This window comes from Streptomyces sp. NBC_00289 (genome assembly GCF_041435115.1).
Classification (GTDB): domain Bacteria; phylum Actinomycetota; class Actinomycetes; order Streptomycetales; family Streptomycetaceae; genus Streptomyces.
In genome coordinates this window covers 10041504-10060375 of the sequence record NZ_CP108046.1, presented here as the reverse complement: position 1 = coordinate 10060375, position 18872 = coordinate 10041504, and the positions used below count along the sequence as shown (strand labels likewise).

Sequence of the window (18872 nt, the reverse complement as noted above, 5' to 3'; positions counted from 1 at the left end):
TCCACAGGTGCCGTGTTCACCTGCTTCCGGGGCCCACCACCGAGATCAACACCCCAGACCGGGACGATCCAGGCACTCGCCGGGGCCCTGCTCCTGGTCCACCTACCACGCATGGAAGGCTGGGGCGAGAAGCCGTATGTGAAAAACGGGCCGTCGCTCGGCGGCTACGGGGCCGTCGCGATGAACGCCGCGCTCACGGCGTCGATGACCAAGTTGCCCGACCAGTTGCGCAAGACCCTGACGTGGGATCGCGGGAAGGAGCTTTCGGGCCACGCGCAGTTCGCGCTGGAGACCGGAACGCGGGTGTTCTTCGCTGACCCGCACGCACCATGGCAGCGCCCGACGAATGAGAACACAAACGGTCTGCTGCGGCAGTACTTCCCCAAAGGCACCGACCGGTCGCGCTGGTCCGCTGACGAACTCGAGGCCGTCGCTCACGCGCTCAACAACCGGCCGCGAAGGATCCTCGGATGGAAGACGCCCGCTGAAGTCTTCGAGGAGCAACTACGCTCGCTTCAACAAGTCGGTGTTGCATCGACCAGTTGAACTCGCCCAATACAGTGCGGCCGCCTTCGCCGAAGTGTGCGGCCGGCACGGCATCCGGCGCAGCATCGGCCGGGTCGGCTCAAGCTATGACACTGCCCTCACCGAGTCGTTCTTCCAAGGCCTCAAGCGCGAGCTGCTCCACGGGAGGCACTGGACCCCGAAGGCGCAGACACGGCTCGAGCTGTTCCGCTGGCTGTCGTACTACAACCGGCGCCATCGGCATTCCGCCCTCGCCTACCTCACACCAGCCGAGTTCCAACAGCAACTGATCACATCACATACGCTGTCACTCGCCGTATGAAACCCGGTGTCCACTCCCGGGGAACCAACCTCAAACCGAAGATCCACCCGACACGGTTACACCACCACAGGGGACATGACCCCGCACCTCGTCGCCCTCATCCGAGCTGGCGCCCCCTTCGAGAACGGCCTCCTCGTCGAACGAGGCGAGATCCTCGCAGCGTGATCCACCTCAACTGATCCACAGGCCTTGACAATTACTCAGGTGGCTGGCCAGGGCTGGTGTGGGTCCTTGAGGTCGACGAGTTGACCCTGCTGAAGTGGCATAGGTACGCGACGTCGCTGCTGGGCCTCGCAGCACGTCCGCCTATCGACGTGCTGTCTGGCCTTGAGACCGATCGGCCGCTGACTCCATCCAACCACCCTGAGGGGAGATCGTGTGCCGTGACCAGGTCTCGGCCTACTCGGAGGCCGCATGGCGGGCGGCACCGCAAGCGGTTCAGTTTGGCAGGGCCAAGGCCCATCACCGGTTGGGCGCGGCGATCGTCTGAGAGCGGCCGGTGATGTGGCCAAGTGCGTTAGCAAGTTCGCGGCGGGTGGTAACGCCGAGTTTGGTGTAGGCGTGGTGGAGATGGTTGTCGACCGTGCGCACGGACAGGTGCAGGGTGTCAGCGATGTCTTTGCTGGGAGTTCCGTGCGCGGCGAGCAGAGCGATCTCCCGTTCCCGAGCGGTCAGAGGGGAGACCGTTTCCGTTGTGGCCAGCAATGGCGTCCGGGCGCCCTGACAGCGGGCGGCACATGACTGTGCCTGCTGGCCAGCTGCTGCTGCGCGGCGTGTTTGACCGGTTTGCCGCGCAGCAGCGGCCGCTGCCATGGCAGCTTCTGCAGCCAGCAAATCAGCGCCTATCTCCTCCAGTTCGCCTGCCACCGCTAGCAGCTGCTCAGCGCGGCCAGAGGCCAGTGCTGCGACTAGTCGGGCACGGGCAGGTGCAAAGGCGCCGTCGCACCCTGCGGCCAGGTCGAAGAGTCGATCAGAAACGCTCTTTGGCCCACCGAGTCGTGCCAAATCCGTCAGCAACAAAGCCTCGGAGGTAGCGTAACCACTGTCGCTGGCATCTTGGACTGCTTCGGCAAGCACAATTCGGGCTTGGGTCAGTTGGCCGCGCGACGCGAGCAGCCATGCTTCGCCGAGACGATCCTCCCCCGCAAAAGAACCCGTCGGTTGACATGCCATGGCCTCGGTCTGAAACTGCTCGGCGGCGTCCAGATCACCGAGCACTGCTGTAGACGCAGCCAGACCTGCCAACACCAGACGTAGCGGTGTTATAGGGTAAGGGTTTCGGGCTAGCGCGGCAGCTTCAGCCCACCAGCGTCGTGCGGCGAAGGCATGCCCCGCAAGCCACTCGACACGGCCCAGGAGAAAACTTGCCCAAACCTGGACTGGGCGCACGGGAGCACGAGAGGCTGAGAGTTCGGCAACTGCCTTTTCTCCAATTATTCGAGCTTCAGCAAGTCTGCCACTTTCAGTTAGTGCAAGGACCTGGGCGGTAAGCTGAGTAGCGGGGTGCGGGGCGAGAGTTTGGTCTTCGAGTTCGAGGTGCACAGAATATGCGCGTTCGGCCCAAGTCAGTGCTTCAGATGTGCGCCCTGCATAGGAAAGTCCTAGGGACCTTGTCGACGCTCCCATCAGCCATAGATGAATGTCAGGGAAGTAACGGGCATCTTTCGCCAAGGAATCGATGTCCTCCAGCAGTGCAAGACCACGGGCCGGCTGGCCGGAGACGACCAATATATAACTTTCAGCGATTCGAAGCAGCTCCTGACCAGCAGCGCTGGTTACCCTCATTCGGGCGGCCTCTGCAACTGCCAATGCCTGAACTGAACGGCCGGCCATCCACTGGAGATTGAGCATACGGGTGATCGTTAGAGAGATCTTCTGATCTTCGTTGATCATCACAGAATCGGCGTCAGCCAGGACTGCGTCCGCTCGCTCCCATCTACCGAGTTCCCACAGCGCCTCGCCCAAAAGCAGACGAGTCTGAGCGGTCCAGCAGCTTTCAGGTACTGCATCGATTAGGACGATGACCTGTTCGTAGTCATGAGCGTGCCGGGCAAGGCCCGCAGCTTGAAGAAGCAAGGCGGGGTCTGCGGTGCCTGTGGCTGCTAGTCGCCAGCTGGCAATATGTAGTGCATCATCTCGGCGCCGGGTACCGCGGGATTCGGCCCGCTGAACCTGCTGTAGCAAGGTGCGGCGACGAACCAGGTGAGGGATGTCAGCGCGAATAATCTCTCCATACAGCGGGTGGGCAAGTTGCAGGGTTGTACGGCGCCGGTCGGTGTCAATCTGGACGATCCCGGCTTCCTCCAGATCGGTCAGGACGACTGGGCCGGCCACCGCCTCGGCGTCCATGAGGGAAACGGGTCCGCACACGCTCAGGAGTTCCAGCACGGACCGCGCGCCCTCACCGACGGCAGCCAGCCGCACACCAATCAGCTCGGCCAGTCGTGGCGTGCCCGCGCGCCAGTCCCCGGCCAGTTCCCAGATTTCCCCGTCGCTGGCAAGTGAGCCCGCCTCCAAGGCGCCAACCACCAGTTCCCGCAGGTAGAGCACGTTCCCCCCTGCTGCGGTGTGCAGCTCTCGCAGGGCACGCCGTTTTACAGGCCGACCTAGAGCTGCCTGCAGTAGTACTTCTGCCTGCTTTTGGTCGAACGTCGAAAGGTCGATCCGGTGAACCGCATCCCCGCCGGTCAAAGCGTCGACTGCCTCCCTCACAGGTTCCCCGCTGCGTACGGTGCCGATGAGGCGGATCACACCGGCATCGAGCAACTGGCGGAGCAAAACCGCCGATGTCGAGTCCAGGAGGTGCAGATCGTCAATCAACAGCACCCAACGCCGCCGCTCTGGTCCCACCAGCGAGCGGGCGACCTCGGCGAAGCCGGAGACCGGGTCAGACAAGTCGATTCCTGGCGGGATCAAGTGTGCGATCGCTCCCAGTGGTACCTCAGCCGCTGTCGCGGAAGCCGTCGCCCGCCCAGCCTTCCAGCCCTCGCCGACCGCTTGAGCAAGAAACTCCTCGGCCAACCGTGACTTGCCCACGCCCGCCGGTCCGAATACCACCACGCCCCGGTATCGGCGATCCCCCCAGGCTGTGGCGAAATCCGTCAACTCAGTGTCCCGACCTGCCAGCGGCCACCGCGCAACTCGGCTTCTCACTCCGTGACCGCCTTCCGATTTACCCACCTGATCGGGGCCTTGTGGGCCTCGGGGACCTGCACACCCACACTACTCATGCTCTGCGATTGCCGAGCTCTCTTCCTCGTTCTCTTCAGATGTGAGGACTCCTCGCCACAGCGCCCACGGCAGTGTGTGAGCCGAAGCGGCAATCCCGCATGTCGTCCAGGCGGTGAAGATCCTTCGGCACCGCACCGATCTGAAGACCGGCAAGGTCACCCGGCAGACCGTCCACGCGATCACGGATAGGACAGCACGCGAGGCATCGCCCCAGCTCATCGGCCGTATCGCCCGGTCCCAATGGGGCATCGATCTCGTTCCAGGTCGATCCGGTGGTGGTTTCGGTGATGCGGATCAGCAGGGCGAGCCAGCAACACGATGACGTGCACCCGGATGCGTTCCTCGTGGCGGTGGTAGACCGGCCGCAGGTCGGAGGATCTGTTTCATGTCGCGCCAGCGCAGGACGGTTGCAAGTTCCGGGATCGCGTAGATCGTCGGTGTCGGCGGGAGTTGGCGCAGCAGACAGCACAGGCACGAGACCGGTGATCATCAGGGTGTCTACGCCAGCTGATCACGTTGGGGTCCCGTGCCTGCCGCTTCGTCCTCCCCGATCCCTGTCGCCCTGGCGTAACTGGGCCCGTTCACCAGCACGACACCGGCCGCCTGCGTGCCGGCCTCCAGCGCGTACCCGACCCGCGGTCGCGTCGCGGACGGTGGTATCCCCTGGCCGGCCTGCTGCTGGTCTGCGCCTGCACAGTCGTCTCCGGCGCCCGGACCATCACCGAGATCACCGCGTGGGGACAGCGCGCCACCACCACGGTGCTGAAACACCTCGGCATCCGCCGCCATCTGCCCGGACGTCGCCGGGCCCCGTCCCATGCCACCCTCACCCGGCTCCTGGCCGCCCTCGACGGCGATGCCCTGGACGCCGCGATCAGCACCTACCTGGCCGGACACAACCACACCGACGCCCGGCACCACCGGCCAACGAGACAGCCGCCTTCCGTCCGCTGCTGGAACCCCTCGATCCGACCGGAACCGTGGCCACCTTCGACGCCCTGCACAGCGTCAAGGACCAGGTGCGCCGGCTCGTCCAGGAAAAGAAGGCCCACTGCATCGCGGTGATCAAGAAAACCCAGCCGACCGCGTCGGCCCAGGTCAAAGCCCTGCCGTGGGAACAGGTGCCCGTAGCGCACACAGTCTCCGGCACCGGGCACGGGCGGCGGGAATCCCGCTCGGTCAAGACCACGGCCACCGCGGCGAACCTGGACCCGATCGCCTTCCCGCAAGCACGGCACGGCCCTACGCATCCACCGGCGCCGAGAAGAGAGTGGCAAGCGGCAGACCCGGGAGACGATCTACGCCGTCACCAGCCTCGATACCCACCAGGCCAGCCCTGCCCAGCTGGGGCGGATACGTGCGCGGGCACCGGGCAATCAAAAATTCCAGCCACCATGTCAGAGATGTGGTGTTCGCCAAGGACGCCTCCACCGTCCACACCGGCAGCGCGCCGCGGGCAATGGCCGCTCTGCGGAACCTGGCCATCGGCAGACTGCGGCCGCTGGAAGCGGACCACATCGCCAAGACCACCCAAGCGATCCGGGACATCAGCGACAGCCGCCCCCCACCGGGAACTTGAAGCCGCCCTGGACCCAGCCGCGCTCGACTTCCAGGAGCTGCTTGTAGCCGAGCAAGACCGCAGCCGACCGGGCGGCCCACATGCGGCCAGGGCTTCGGCATAGTCGCGTGACGCCCGGTTCGTGATCATCCGAGGCCAGGAGGGTGAGGGGGCGACGGGGGTTGCGGGCGTTGTGGTGGGGGCCTGGCCGCGGTGTTCTACGCTCCGGCTGTTCGGAGGGCTCCGATGGCGAGGTTGCGCCAGGTGGCCATCGCGCGGGGCGCGTTGTCGGTGTTCCAGCGGTCGCGGACAAGTTGGGCGAGCTCGGCCGGGGTGGCCTGCTCGTCGGTCAGGCTGGTGACGGCGTAGACCTCCTGCTTCGTCAGTACTTGAGGCTAAAATCCGTGCCGTCATCAACGGATGCCAATGCTGCATGATGCTCCTCGCTGCCTGGGTGAGCCCCTGGATCATTAGGACACCAGCTGACGGCCCATGCGACCAAGAATGCTGCTTGCGTCAGCAGTACGCACGCTACGGCGATGTAAAGCAAGTCAATCACCCAAAGAACGTAGTATTACGAGTATATTCGCGACCGCCAACTAACTATAGATGGCAGCTTGAGATGCATTCGAGCACATCACTTAGGCAAGCCCTGAGTAACGTACACTTGGGCATCCACACCCTTAAAAAGGGCGTGACGCTGACGGAATAAATTACGGCCAACTGTCCGCTTAAAGACGCGACGCTGGCGGGGAATTCGAGCAGTTCCTGTTCATCCTGGCTAACGCGCTGCGGCAGCGGCCGAGGCCGCTCTCGTAGAGTCCGACAGCTCGGCCACTCTCACGAACACACCGAAACGAGCGGGACCCCTGCTGCACGCGACTCGATAAGTAGGGGGTGGTGTAACGTCCCAATATCAGCTGCGTCAACTACGCTGCGACCAGGCACCAATCAGTGGCGGGAGCGTTTGAACGGCACACGCACCGATTGCCTCGTCACGGAGTCGCCCACCGAGCGTATCGATATCCAACTCTTCTGGGATTACCGCTCCTTGCCGCTCAAGCATGGGCAGGAGACTGCGCAATGTGTCCGCCAAATAGTGGTACCCAGGCCACGAAGGACCGCCCCCCATCGGTGTCGACATCATCAAGTGCGGTGCCGGCAGCCCGCCCTCAAGGTATTGGCTATAGAGATTTAGTCCCGCGCGGGTATCGGGCCCTCGCTCTGCTCCGTGCCGAGGAACCGCGTAACCCAGCACGCGTTCAAAGAGTGGAGTCGACGGATAGGAGACAGGTGGCGAACTGAGGTTAATTTCCTGGAAAGCCACGACGCCACCGGGCTTCACGAGGCCAGCAGCTTTCCGCAACAGCGCCGCGGAGTCGGGAACGTACATAAGGATCCATCGCCCTGTCACGGCATCGAAGTCTTTCTCCAGAGAAACAGTCCGCACGTCTCCTTCGACGAACCTGACGTTGCCGTATCCCATGGTGGCGCAGCGCGTCCGCGCCACCTTGACGACCTCAGGGTTCTCATCCACGCCCAACACGGAGCCCTCAGGCCCTACAAGATCAGCCAAGAGCAAAGCGACATCACCGGCTCCACTGCCTACATCCAAGACCTTCATTCCTCTAGTGATGCCAGCAGCCTGCAAAAAGGCGCGAGTGTAAGGAGCGTAAATCGTGCCTTGAAAAATCAGGCGACGCGTCTCGGCCTCTGAGCGACCCAGAACGTAATCGATCGGTTCTTTAGCGTTACTCACTGAACCTCCATATCTTGGGGTGCGTAGCTTCAGCATGAGTAGCCTCGAGTACAGCATGCACCTACGAGGAGGCCGAGCAATGAGTATCACCTACTCAGCCGCCGGACAGTAGCTGGCACTATCGAATTATGCAGATCGTGGCGGACAATACGCCTCCTCGCAGGAGTGGGTGGGAAGAGCCTTCAAGGTGGCCTCTCCCTAGGAAATTTCGGCACGCACGCGAAGTAGCTCTAATCAAACTCAATCGCCGTTCACACACGCGCGAACCCTGCCAACCCCTGCCCGATGGCTGCTGCAGCTGCGTGCCCACGCTAGACAGATCACGGCGACTTGACGTTACTTCATACTCTTGACTGTGGTCCTCTGCCCGTATATCCGTAAAGGAGTCGGATGCGGTGGCAGCAATTTCTTTGAAAATGGACTGCAGATTCTGCTGTGCTTCTTGCGTTGCCCGAGTAGAAGGGAGGTCGGCGGCGATCCGGTCGCCCGGCAGAAGCGTCCCGTCCAGGATCAGTACACCTTCATCGATGCGGCCCGTACTGCTTCGGCGAGCGTGGGGGCGAGGCGGCCAGGACATTGACGGGCTCAATGATGTACCGATAGGCGGTGGTGGTTCCGATACCGAAGCTGGCTGTGAGCTGGGCATGGGCTCGCCTTGCGCAGGTGGGAAGAGGGCGAGCAGGGCCTGTCGTCCCGCACTCAGACGTCGCCATCGGATGCCAAGAGTTGCCGACGTTCCCTCAGGCGGCCGGCGAGGAAGCGGCAGGCGGCGCTGGCCACGGCCGGACGGGCACGCAAGCATGCGAAGCCTCTGGTGGAGACGGTCCTCTTGGTCGAAACCCAATGCCCAGGGACTTCATCCGTCTGTCAGGCCAACTGACGAGCCGCGACGGAAGACGGAAGTTGGAAAGGACTCACTGGGTGAAAGCCGGTGCTCAAGCCTCTCATCAGCGGTCTGTTGATGCCTTCATGCCCGGTGGTACCCGGAGGATGCAACAAGAGGAAGCACGCCGTGAGACCGCAAGATTCGTTACCGAGCCACGAAGGAAGTCAAAAGCTGGAGTGATGTATCCGTCGACTCCTGTGTGCTGTTGCAGACTGAGACGAGTACTGTGACTGGATGACGGTTGGGGTTTCGGCCGGTCTTCGTTGCGACGCTCCTCATCAGCGTCGATGATCAGGATGTGATGCGATGAGAGTCGAGGACGCCCGTTGGCCGTTGGTCGGGCGTGAGGAGGAGCTGAAGGCGTTCTCCCTGGCTTTCGCGGGCAGGAAGGGCCGGGGATGGGTGATCCATGGGCCTGCGGGGGTCGGCAAGTCTCGGCTGGCCGAGGAAAGCCTGACAATTGCAAGACAGGCAGGTTACAGGACTGGGCGCGCCACGGCCACTGCGGCGGCCAGCACCGTGCCCTTGGGAGCTATTGCGCACCTGATCCCGGCCGGAGTGGATCTGTCGGACCCCGCTAAAGGGTTCCAGACCGCGGCTGCCGCGCTAACCGGGCCGCAGCGGCGTCGATGGGCGTTCTTGGTTGATGACGTCCATTTGCTGGACGCCACCTCCGCCATGCTGCTGCAGCAATTGATGGATGCTGGAGTGGTCCGCCTCATTGCCACCATTCGTAGCGGGGAGCGAGTCAACGATGCGGTCGCTGCCTTGCGGGACAGCGCCGAGCTGCAGCAGGTTGGCCTGGCTGAGCTTAACCAGTCCCAAGTCGAGCGGTTGCTCCAGACGGTGTTGGACGGACCCGTCGGCCGACTCACCCTGTACCGCCTGCACATCAGCAGCGGCGGCAACATGCTGTATCTGCGCGAACTCGTTCTCGCAGCCCTGGCTGCCGGCACTTTGACTAACAGAGGTGGAGTGTGGGAGCTGGCCGAGCCCTCACTTTTGACCGTACGACTGACCGAGTTGATCGGTGAACGCTTGGCCTCCGCAGGCGAGACCGGAAGAGCGGTGCTGGAGATCCTCGCCCTGTGCGAACCACTGTCCATTACCGAGGCTATCCAAGCTGCCTCCCTGGAGGTCGTGACCGACCTCGAACGTGCGGGACTGATCCGCATCGGTCACGACCGGCGACGAAGCGCGGTAACGCTGACCCACCCGCTATACGGAGAAGTGCTACGTACACAGTTGCCCACCCTGAACCGCCGTGCCGTGCTGCTGGCGCAGGCCGAGCGCATCGAAGCTTGCGGTGCCAGACGTCGTGGCGACGCGCTGCATATTGCCACCTGGCGCCTGGCCGCTACTGGCACCGCCGATCCCGCTCTCTTGGCCCAAGGTGCCACGCTTGCCCGCCATGCTCACGACTATCCCCAGGTCATCGCTCTCCTAAAGGCCCTGCCTGACCTGCATCAGACGTTCTCTACCCGACTACTGCTTGGGGAGTCGCTCCTTGAACTGGGCATGTGGGAACAAGCTGAGGCTGTTCTCATCAAGGCAGACAAGCAAGCCTCCACGGAACAGGAGAAACTGGCCGCAACGTTCATCCGAACGAATAATCTCTTCTGGACCGGCGCCCGTACTGCCGACGCTCTTGCGGTGAACGATGCCGCTCGCGCTTACATTGCCGACCCCGTGGGCCGGTACATGCTGCAGGTGAACGAGGCCTGCATACGCACGGTCTCGGGGCAACCGCTTATCGGTGTAGAACTGCTGAAAGACCTTGAGCACGACGTCAGGGAGGCGCCGGACGTCAACACGTGGCTGCAGGGCACCATGATGAAGTCTGCGGGGCTGGCAATGCGGGGGCGCGCGAGGGAAGCAGCTGCCCTGGCAGAACGCGGCTATGCCGTGCACGTACAGATCGATCGCCAAGCGCTCATAGCCCACCCTGCGTCGCAACTCAATTCACTTGTGATGGCGCTGACGGAGGCCGGAGAGCTTACTGAGGCGCGGAAGATCGGTGAGGGCGCGTTTGCTGATCTCTTGGCAGCACGCGCTACGCTTCCCCGAGTTTGGGTAGCGTTCCACATGGGACGTGCGGAGTGGTTGGCTGGGCATCCGGCAGGAGCACGCCGCTGGTACGCGGAAGCCGCGGTGCTGGCCCAAAATCATGGCACGGCGCTGCATCCCGTCCTCGCCGGGTTGGGAGCATCTGCGGCACTGTGCGGTGACCTTGAGGCAGCACAAGAGGCTCTGTCAGCGCTGGAAGATCATCAGCCTATGGGAATCCTCACTGGTGAGGAGCAACTCTGCGAGGCGTGGATTTTGGTAGCTCAGGGCCGAGTTGCACAGGCCAGGGACCGGCTCACCAGTGCAGCCGGGGCCGCCCGCGGTAGCGGTCACATCACTTCTGAGGCACTGCTCCTCACTGATATCGCTCGACTCGGCGGGGCTAAGGACGTTGTCGAACGGCTTGCCGAACTCGCCCAGCAGAGCGAGGGAGCACTGGCTGTAGCCCGCTCTCATCTGGCTGCCGCTTTGGCCGCCGACGATCCCGAAGGCCTCATGGCGGTTTCTGCTGAACTCGAAACGATGGGCGTGGATCTGCTTGCTGCCGAAGCTGCGAGCGCAGCTGCCGTAGCCTGGCGCCGAACCGGCCACAACCGGCGTGCAACACCAGCCGCCCAACAGGCCGCCACGCTCACAGCGCACTGTGAGGGTGCCCGCACGCCGCTGCTGGTCACGGCTGAATCCGCTGCGACGTTGACCGCCCGCGAACGCGAGATTGCTCTACTGGCCGCGACCGGCACCGTCAGTAAGGACATAGCCGAGACGCTGGGGCTCTCGGTCCGCACTGTGGACAACCACCTTCACCACGCGTACTCGAAACTCGGTGTTACCACCCGTCGGCAACTCGCAGACACTCTTGGCGTCACCGCTCGCATCTCGTCCCGATCCGGCACCTCAAGTCCATAAGCTTGTTTAGCAGTGAGTCTCCAGGCTTGAGATATGAGCAGGTCATCCCGCTCGCCGGCGTCGGCCTCGGCCTGCCGGATCCAGTTGCGCGGGGCTTCGTGATGCACGCCGAGATCCTCGGCCATACGGCGGATCACGGGCTTCGGCTCGGCAGTCCGGTACATCCGCACCGCACGCTCACGCAGCTCGTCGGGGTACTTCCAAGACCACGGAGTTAAGGGTTATCTGGCGTTGTCAAGGGTGGTTCGACGGGGTCTTGGAGGTGGGGTGTGAGCCAGGGCTTCGGCGTAGTCGCGTGATGCCCGGTTCCTGGCGGACTGTCAGCTCAAGGGCGGTGTTCTCGGGACGTGACAGGCACGGCTTCCAAGATCATGGAGTTCTCTACGCCCCGTGATCCAAGTGGAAGACCGTGCCTGCCGACGCATCATCTCTGATCCCGCCTGCCCTTGACCAACTGCGCGAGAATCCGCAGGTCGGACCCGAGGAGCTCCCGGGCCTGCTGGAACGGCTGGCCGAGGTGCCAGACCCGCGTGACCCACGCGGGGTGCGCCACCGCCTAGCCGTCGTGCTCACTCTCACCGCGTGCGCGGTGCTGGCCGGAGCGACCTCACTGCTGGCGGTCGGCGAATGGATCGCCGATGCCCCTGGGCATGTGCTCGAACAGGTCGGTGCGAACCCCGATCCGCTTCTGCCCAGGCGGGTCCTGCCCGCCGAGAGCACGGTCCGCCGACTGCTGGCCCGCATCGACGGCGACACGCTGGACGGGGCAGTCGGACGCTGGCTCGCCGACCGTCTCCCGAAGGCGACCGGGCTGCGTGGCCTCGCAGTGGACGGCAAAAGCCTGCGCGGCGCGGCCGGCACCGCGCTCCGTGCCGACTCAACAGGCACCCCTCGACCTTCGCTGGCGTCGCATCAAGGCCCAGCTCCACCGCGATCTCCTTGGCTCGAAACAGCCCGTGACCCGTGGATCGTTGATGTTCCAGCAGGCCCAGAATGCGCTGATAGTCCGGCGCCAGAACCGTCACCGGCAACCCTTCCCGCCAGGGCGGCACCGGCGAGCCCAGCACCGGCGCGAGCGACGGCGCCGCTTCCTCCTAAGCCTCGGTCTCGGTCACGGCGGAGGTCTCGGCAGCCGAGGCTGCCAGGGCCTCGACCAGCTCTTCCCGCGCAATCGCCCCGGTCCAGATCGATCTCGGCGGCCTCCAGCACCTCAGCCAGCCGGGCGACTTCCTCCCGCCGCTCTTCCGCCCGCACACGAGCCGCTGTCTCCCGCTCCTCCAGCATTCCCAGCACCGACGCCATCGCGCACCCCTCGCTCACGGAACGGAAACAAGACGCCGGATGCCTCTCCCATTCCGAGCTACACCATGTCTGACCAGCAGAAATCAAGCGATCACGTTCGGTTGAGATACGGTTTGTCGGCGTCGGCTGAACCTGGGTTCTGGATCACTTTCAGTGCTAGGGCCACGGAGGGTCACCGAAACCGCGATCATGAACGGCATCGCGCGGTGAGGAGGACCCGTTTGCGGAGCAGGTCGAAGTTGGCTCGGCCGAACATCTGCCGCTTCAACATCTTGATCTTGTTGTTCTGACCCTCGACCGCGCCGGAGCTGTAGCGAAGGCTGAGGCCGGCGACGACGGCATCGAGATCCTGGCCGAGACCGGTGACGAAGGTATGAAGGGCTGGCAGGTCCTCGGCCCGGACGCTCGTGATCCACTTGTTCAGGTCCCGGCCCTGACGGTTGTTCATGAGCTCGGCAAACGTGCGGACGTGGTGGGCGGTGCGGTCGAGCGCGGGGCAGCGAGCCAGGATCGCTTTGAGCTGCTGGGTCTGGTCCTCGGTGAGGCGGTCGGGATGGCGGGTGAGCCAGCTGGTCACATTCCGCACGGACGGCGTCTTGTGGGGCGGGTCGTGCGGAAAGTTCTCGCGGAGTTTGGCCACGTAGACCTTCACCACGTTCTCGCCGCCGGGGTAGCCACGTTCGCGTACTTCCTCGAACAGGCGGCGGGCGACGGTGCAGCCCTCCGCCCACCGCTGGTGCAGGTAAGGCTTGTAGGGGTCGAGAATGCTGGCTCGGCCGGTCCACCGGCCAACCAGGAGTTCGTCCGCGCTTGCCGCGTTGGCGAAGCGGCGGACGGTATTGCGGGCCAGCCCCTGTTGGCGGGCGATCGCGCGCAGTCCGATGCCCTGCTCGAGGAGAGCGTGGATAGCCGCGTGCTGTTCCCGGATGCGGTCGGAGAGTCGGCCGGTTGTCCGCGGCCCTCTGGGAGAGGGCGGATCGAGGTTCGTGTTCTCCGTGTCCGCGACGGCCTGGGCCGTGGCGGCGTCGTGCGGCTCACGTAGCAGAGCGCGGTGTTGAACGACTGTCTTCTCGACGGCCTCAGTAAGGTTCGACCAGATGTGCCATCGGTCCGCGACGTGGATGGCGTTCGGGGCGCCGAGCCGTCCGGCCTCGGCATAGGCGGTGGAGCGGTCCCGACAGATCACCTCGATGCCGGGATGGTCGGCGAGCCACTTGGCGACCGTCGACGTCGTCCGGTCCGGCAGCAGGTCGATGGGCTGACGGGTTTCGATGTCGATCAGGATCGTGCCGTACTTGTGGCCCTTGCGCAGCGCGAAGTCGTCCACCCCGAGCACCCGCGGTGTCGAGGTCTCGGGCTCCGGCAGGCGACGGATCAACCGCAGCAGTGTCGACCTGCTCACCCCGGCGGCCAGAGTCTGGGAGAGGCGGGCACCGGCACGGCCGGCCAGCATCACCGCCACACGCTCCAGCACTGTCTGCAGCCCGGCGCTGCGTCGGCCGTGCCGGACGGTCAGTCCGTCGACCTGCTCGGCGAACGTCGCCTGTCTGCACAAACGTTGGCCGCAGCGGAACCGCCGCACCTGTAACTCGATCAGCACCGGACGCCCTCTGACCGAGCTGTCGGCGAGCCGCCGTACGTACCGGCTGTGCACCCGAGACGACAGCGTCCCGCACGCTGGACATACGACCCGCTCCGCAACCGCCCGGGCCCGCACGGCCACCAACTCGCCGTCAGGCACAACGTTTTCGATCACGACACCTTGGACCTGGTGGAACCACAGGTTCTGGAGGAGAACATCACCCACGACCGTTCATGATCGCGGTTTCGGTGACCCTCCGTGGCCCCAGCACTGAAAGTGATCCAGAACCAGGATTCGGGCGACGGCGAGACGGTTTCTTAGCTTGACGTTTAACTGCGCCTGTCACCCGACCTGCTGATCTGCGGTTCTTTTCCGGGACAGCGAAGGCGGCCGTTCTCCACCCTTCGAGATGTCGAGTCACGAAGCACGAGAGAACGGCCGCTGCTATGAGTCTCCCGGTCCACGCGCCCGCGGGCGAGGCGTTCGACGTCTTGTCCCGCTTTCGGGTCGAGTTCTACGAGTGCCTTTACGCCCGCGCGGATGCACTCTTCGAGCTCACAGACGCGGTGCTGTGTGCGGACGGGCCGGTGAAGACGCTGGTCGAGCTGTCGCTGGCGGTCGAGCACCGGCGCGGGCACGGGGCAATGTACGCGGCGTTGGACCGGGGCTGGGCGGAGCCGGCCCGGTTGCGGCGCGCGCTGGCGGGCCTGCCGCTGCCCAGGGCGGCCGACGGGCGGCTCGTGCTGGCCGTGGACGTCAGCAACTGGCTCCGCCCGGACGCCCCGACCAGCGAGGACCGGCTGTTCTGCCACGTCTACGGACGCGGTGCCCGCAGCAGGGACCAGTTCGTGCCGGGCTGGCTGTACTCCTTCGTCGCCGCTCTGGAGACCGGCCGGACCTCCTGGGTCGCGTTGCTGGACGCCGTGCGCCTCGGGCCGGCGGACGACGCGACCACTGTCACCGCCGCCCAACTACGTGATGTCATCGAGAGGTTGGTCCAGGCCCAGCAGTGGCGGGCAGGTGATCCGGAGATCTGGATCGTCATGGACTCCGGCTACGACGTCGCCTACCTCTCCCATGCCCTGGCGGACCTGCCCGTCGTCCTGGTCGGACGCCTGCGCTCGGACCGCGTCATGCTCCGTGACCCCGGCCCCGCCCGCTCCGGGCCGAAGGGAGGACGGCCGCGTCGGCACGGTCCTGCACGGCACGTTGATCCGCTTGAAGGTCGAGCGTCTGCCGGGCGACCGCGACCCGAAACCGGTCTGGCTGCCACCGCCGCCACACCGGCGGACGTCGAGCACTGGTGGCAGTCCTTCCTCCGCAGGTTCGACCTCGAGCACACCTTCCGGCTCATGAAACAGACCCTCGGCTGGACCGCCCCGAAGGTCCGCCACGCGGACACCGCCGACCTGTGGACCTGGCTCATCATCGCCGCCCACACCCAGCTCCGCCTCGCCCGACCCCTCGCCGAGGACCTCCGCCGCCCCTGGGAACGACCGGCCGAGGGCCGCCGACTCACCCCGGCCCGGGTCCGGCGGGGGTTTCGCAACGTCCACGCGACCACGGCCCGTCCCGCGACCGCACCGAAACCCTCTCGGCCAGGGCCCGGACGGCCTGCAGGCTCGAAAAACAAACACCGGGCCAGGCACCACGACGTCGGCAAGACCGTCAAACGGGCCGAATCGATCAAGGAATACCGAGCCCGCCCACGTTAAACGTCAAGCTCAGGCCGAGGGCCACTACTGCGGCAAGGCCCTCTGTGCAGGTGTGAACCTGCAAGTCGTCTCGGCGGACGAGGGAAGGCTGCAGTGGATCTCGTCGGCCCTGCCCCACGGCGAGAAGGACGCACGGGAGCACAACATCGTGACCATTTGCGCGCGCCCAGCGGAAACCTGAAATTCCTGGTGGACAGGGGCTACATCGGAGCCAGCGACACTGTCATCACGCCGATCAAGCGCAGGCGCCGAAGAGCGACCTCCGCGGCAAGCATAAGTCATCGAACAAGATCCACGCGGCACTGCGCGCTGCAGTCAAAGCGCACCATCGCACGGATCAAACAGTGGCGGATCCCCGTCATGCCCGCATCAGCCCGAACGGGCTGTCGTCAGTCTCCGCAGCCCTTCTCACCCTCATAATCTACACGAGAAAAGGGCTCCCGGCCATCATCCTTTCCTGTTGCATCATTCACAGCAAGTCGAGTAATTTGATTTAGAGTTCGTTCTTCTGTGATAAGAAAGGCTTCTTCAATGACACATAGGAACCTCTCAGAAATCTCGCTCCAATTCCACATACAAGGGCAGGGCTGTCGCAGACACGGAGTTTCCATGCAGTTCTTCCTTCTCGCGAGCATCACGTCATTCATAAAACGTCGGCTGCTGCACTATTTTTCGACCGTCAGACATGCGGCATCGTACAGCCCGCGGTTCTTCTATGGCCATGGATTGAATTTCTGTGCCGCAGTGCCCGAGCTCGACACCGACGAAGAAGTCCGACCAGGCCACCTGGAGTGACTGTGCCCAGTGCCATGGTGGCGGCCCTAAGCGCGTCCAGGAGTTCTGGGTGTACTGACCACTGCCTGCAAACGTGTTCCCCCGTACTGATTTGACGAACCAGTTCTTCCAGGATCTCTGCCCAGCCTCGAGCACTGACCGGAACGACCGCAAGTCCTTCAGGTCGCTGCGATGAAGGCGGCTGCCCAAATTCGCCATAGACGTTGATCGGGCGATGATCCGCAGGCGGCGAGTACGTCGGGATTTCCGTTTTCCCATCGTAAGCAGATGTGAAATTTGGCACTTTTATCACCTGTCAATCCAGGATTGCACTTTCTTGTCATATGATGGGTTACCAGGACGTTGATGACCGCCCTAGACGCTCTACATCGGTTCGCCTTTTGCGCCAACTGGTTCAGCGTCAGGAAAGCGGTAGGCGATCCGGGGAGTAGGCTCGGATAACCTCGTCACGACACCAAGCCATACGAGAGAGATATAGTTCGGGGTGATCTCCAGCTTCCTGAGCTACCACTGCCATGCACCCCCCTGGGTGTCTGGCAAAAGCCGTAAGCTGCCCCATCACCACCTCAAGCACTTTTTGCGTGCCAGGATGATCGGTTGGCTGTAGCGGAGAGCAGAATAGAGCAGATGCCCATGTCGCTGTTATCGCATTGAGGCTTGTGTGAGCGGGGGCGGCTGCATGTTGCATCAGGTTCTCCTTTTAGATCGTGTGCGCCCTCTGCCGTGGGACAGCCTGGCCTGCGCTTCTCTACCCTCCGCCTATGTGACGGGTGAGCCATGAGCAAGTACTACCTACAGGCAGGACAGGCCAAGGTTGCACACGGTCGTGCAGGCGTGGGTGAGCTTTTTCGGTGTTGTCGGCGTACGAGCTGAAGTGGCACTGGCAAGATTTTCGTAGCCGGAGTCATTCGGTGACGCGGTCGGCCGGCCCGCATAGTGGCGGCGGAGGTGTGCAGTCGGGATCATGACCCGTAGATGAGCGTCAGCGGATTTTGCTCGCGATGGGTCGTGGGGACAGTTTCACGGCGATCGCCCGGCACCTGGGGCGGGCTGTGTCCACGATCATCCGGGAGGTCAGGCGTGGCAGCGGCCGGGCCGGCTACTCAGCGTGGCGTGCGCATGAACGGGCACGGGAGCAGGCGCAACGCCGTTCAGGCTCACCGCTGGCCGGCTGCTTGATGAGGTTGCCAGTCGGCTCGAGCGGTTATGGTCACCGCCGACTCCGCAGGCGACGGTGAGCGCGCGACACTCGGGACGCCTGTCGGTGGCCGGACTGATCGCCATGCGGCCCGGCTCCCGTACCAGGCTGTGCCACCACCTACGCACCCACCCCGCGGGCAAGGGCAAACGCCGCAGCATGGGCGATCGGGACTTCATCGCTCAACCCCGTCGAGTGGGTCTGGGCCCACGTCAAACGCAGCCTGGCCAACCTCGCCGTCGTCGCCCTCGACCGACTCGAGGCCCTCGTCCGCAATCGGCTCAAGCGCCTGCAATACCAGTCCGACACCATAGACGGCTTCATAGCCGGCACAGGCCTGACCCTCGACGCCCCGACGCCACCCTAACGAGCCTAAGAGGTCACGCAGATTGGTGGCGGTGCAGTTTGGCGGGTTCAGTTCTCCCAGCGCAGATACCAAGTCGGCTTGGTCACTGTGCGTGCTGAGAATCCGTCGCGGGTGGCTTCCGCCTCGGTCGTACTGACGTAACGCAGCCAGTCGAGTTGCCAGCCGAGTTCTTCCTGTACTGCCCTGTCCTGATCGTCGTTGCATGCGTGAGCTGCGCGGGCGATGCCGCCCGTCGCGAAGTTCGCGGCCGCTTCAGCGTCTTTGGGGTCGCCGAAGAAGGCGGCCTTGAGCGCGTGGCCGACGGCGGTGATCACCTCAAAGGGAATGTCGATGCTCTCATCTAGATCGTCGCAGTAGCTGGCTGCTTCTTGATCGAGGGCTTCTGCCAGACGAGCGGCGGTCTCGCCAGGTATGGTCTCGCCGGATGCCCGGCCCCATGCAGCTGTGATCGCTTCCCAAACGTTGCTGCGGTACGGCCGTGCGCAGTCCATGTACAGGTCGAAGACCCGCTCGGCTACCCCTGCGACGAAGGCCGCACGCTGTTCGGGGGACATCCCGAGGATGACGGCGAATTCCGACTCTGGCAGCATGCCGACTTCTTTCTACGGCGGTTGGCCGTCTTCTTCGGGTCACCCATCCTGTGCTGGCGGCTTCGGCCT

10 protein-coding genes and 6 pseudogenes are annotated in these 18872 nt (G+C 64.2%); 10 read left to right on the top strand and 6 right to left on the bottom strand.

The genetic code is table 11. The features are described 5' to 3' along the window. Positions 1 to 90 precede the first annotated feature (90 nt). A pseudogene (locus OG985_RS45705) lies at positions 91 to 546 on the top strand (IS30 family transposase); the annotation flags it as partial. A gap of 4 nt (positions 547 to 550) precedes the next feature. Then, a pseudogene (locus OG985_RS45700) lies at positions 551 to 847 on the top strand (integrase core domain-containing protein); the annotation flags it as partial. A 462-nt stretch (positions 848 to 1309) separates the two neighbouring features. Here OG985_RS45700 and OG985_RS45695 read toward each other — a convergent pair. Further along, positions 1310 to 4000, bottom strand: a complete 2691-nt coding sequence (locus OG985_RS45695; protein ID WP_371674171.1) for a LuxR C-terminal-related transcriptional regulator — start codon at positions 3998 to 4000, stop codon at positions 1310 to 1312. A 190-nt stretch (positions 4001 to 4190) separates the two neighbouring features. Here OG985_RS45695 and OG985_RS45690 point away from each other — a divergent pair, with 190 nt between their 5' ends. The 3 genes from OG985_RS45690 to OG985_RS45680 all read left to right on the top strand — a co-directional run bounded on the left by OG985_RS45690 (position 4191) and on the right by OG985_RS45680 (position 5657). Further along, complete coding sequence (locus OG985_RS45690; protein WP_371666697.1) at positions 4191 to 4400, top strand: hypothetical protein; 210 nt, start codon at positions 4191 to 4193, stop codon at positions 4398 to 4400. 194 nt (positions 4401 to 4594) lie between these two features. Then, positions 4595 to 5143, top strand: coding sequence for a transposase family protein (locus tag OG985_RS45685; RefSeq protein ID WP_371666698.1), 549 nt, complete (start codon positions 4595 to 4597; stop codon positions 5141 to 5143). 340 nt (positions 5144 to 5483) lie between these two features. After that, entirely contained in the window at positions 5484 to 5657 is a 174-nt protein-coding gene (locus tag OG985_RS45680) for a hypothetical protein (protein ID WP_371666700.1), read from the top strand. A gap of 904 nt (positions 5658 to 6561) precedes the next feature. Here the strand turns inward: OG985_RS45680 and OG985_RS45675 are convergent. Both OG985_RS45675 and OG985_RS45670 read right to left on the bottom strand, forming a co-directional pair. Then, positions 6562 to 7395, bottom strand: a complete 834-nt coding sequence (locus tag OG985_RS45675) for a class I SAM-dependent methyltransferase (protein WP_371666701.1) — start codon at positions 7393 to 7395, stop codon at positions 6562 to 6564. A gap of 449 nt (positions 7396 to 7844) precedes the next feature. After that, positions 7845 to 8193: pseudogene (locus OG985_RS45670) on the bottom strand (IS5/IS1182 family transposase); the annotation flags it as partial. Positions 8194 to 8587: 394 nt separating this feature from the next. Here OG985_RS45670 and OG985_RS45665 point away from each other — a divergent pair. After that, positions 8588 to 11254, top strand: a complete 2667-nt coding sequence (locus OG985_RS45665) for a LuxR C-terminal-related transcriptional regulator (protein ID WP_371666702.1) — start codon at positions 8588 to 8590, stop codon at positions 11252 to 11254. Here the strand turns inward: OG985_RS45665 and OG985_RS45660 are convergent. Then, positions 11149 to 11442 (bottom strand): annotated as a pseudogene (locus OG985_RS45660) (transposase); the annotation flags it as partial. The gene OG985_RS45665 and the pseudogene OG985_RS45660 sit on opposite strands and share 106 nt — an antisense overlap. 221 nt (positions 11443 to 11663) lie before the next feature. On the opposite strand from OG985_RS45660, the gene OG985_RS45655 reads away from it, so the two are divergent. After that, the gene (locus OG985_RS45655) at positions 11664 to 12629 is read left to right on the top strand and encodes a transposase family protein (protein WP_371674170.1); all 966 of its coding nucleotides are present in this window, start codon (positions 11664 to 11666) and stop codon (positions 12627 to 12629) included. 114 nt (positions 12630 to 12743) lie between these two features. On the opposite strand, the gene OG985_RS45650 is transcribed toward OG985_RS45655, so the two are convergent. Further along, complete coding sequence (locus OG985_RS45650) at positions 12744 to 14363, bottom strand: ISL3 family transposase (protein ID WP_371666483.1); 1620 nt, start codon at positions 14361 to 14363, stop codon at positions 12744 to 12746. A gap of 221 nt (positions 14364 to 14584) precedes the next feature. Between OG985_RS45650 and OG985_RS45645 the strand changes: the two are divergent. From OG985_RS45645 to OG985_RS45635, 3 genes and pseudogenes are all read left to right on the top strand, one after another. Beyond that, positions 14585 to 15853 (top strand): annotated as a pseudogene (locus tag OG985_RS45645) (transposase). A 609-nt stretch (positions 15854 to 16462) separates the two neighbouring features. After that, positions 16463 to 16648: a hypothetical protein gene (locus tag OG985_RS45640; protein ID WP_371666704.1), complete on the top strand. Its 186-nt coding sequence runs from the start codon at positions 16463 to 16465 to the stop codon at positions 16646 to 16648. Positions 16649 to 17619: 971 nt separating this feature from the next. Next, positions 17620 to 17900: pseudogene (locus tag OG985_RS45635) on the top strand (helix-turn-helix domain-containing protein); the annotation flags it as partial. A 360-nt stretch (positions 17901 to 18260) separates the two neighbouring features. On the opposite strand, the gene OG985_RS45630 reads toward OG985_RS45635, so the two are convergent. Further along, positions 18261 to 18803 (bottom strand): hypothetical protein, encoded by a 543-nt coding sequence (locus OG985_RS45630; RefSeq protein WP_331718632.1) that lies wholly within the window; start codon positions 18801 to 18803, stop codon positions 18261 to 18263. Between the last annotated feature and the right edge of the window lie 69 nt (positions 18804 to 18872).

Excerpts from the sequence above, each read along its gene's own strand:
- OG985_RS45665 (WP_371666702.1), top strand. The coding sequence starts at position 8,588 with ATGAGAGTCGAGGACGCCCGTTGGCCGTTGGTCGGGCGTGAGGAGGAG.
- OG985_RS45630 (WP_331718632.1), bottom strand. The coding sequence starts at position 18,803 with ATGCTGCCAGAGTCGGAATTCGCCGTCATCCTCGGGATGTCCCCCGAA.
- OG985_RS45640 (WP_371666704.1), top strand. The coding sequence starts at position 16,463 with ATGCAGTTCTTCCTTCTCGCGAGCATCACGTCATTCATAAAACGTCGG.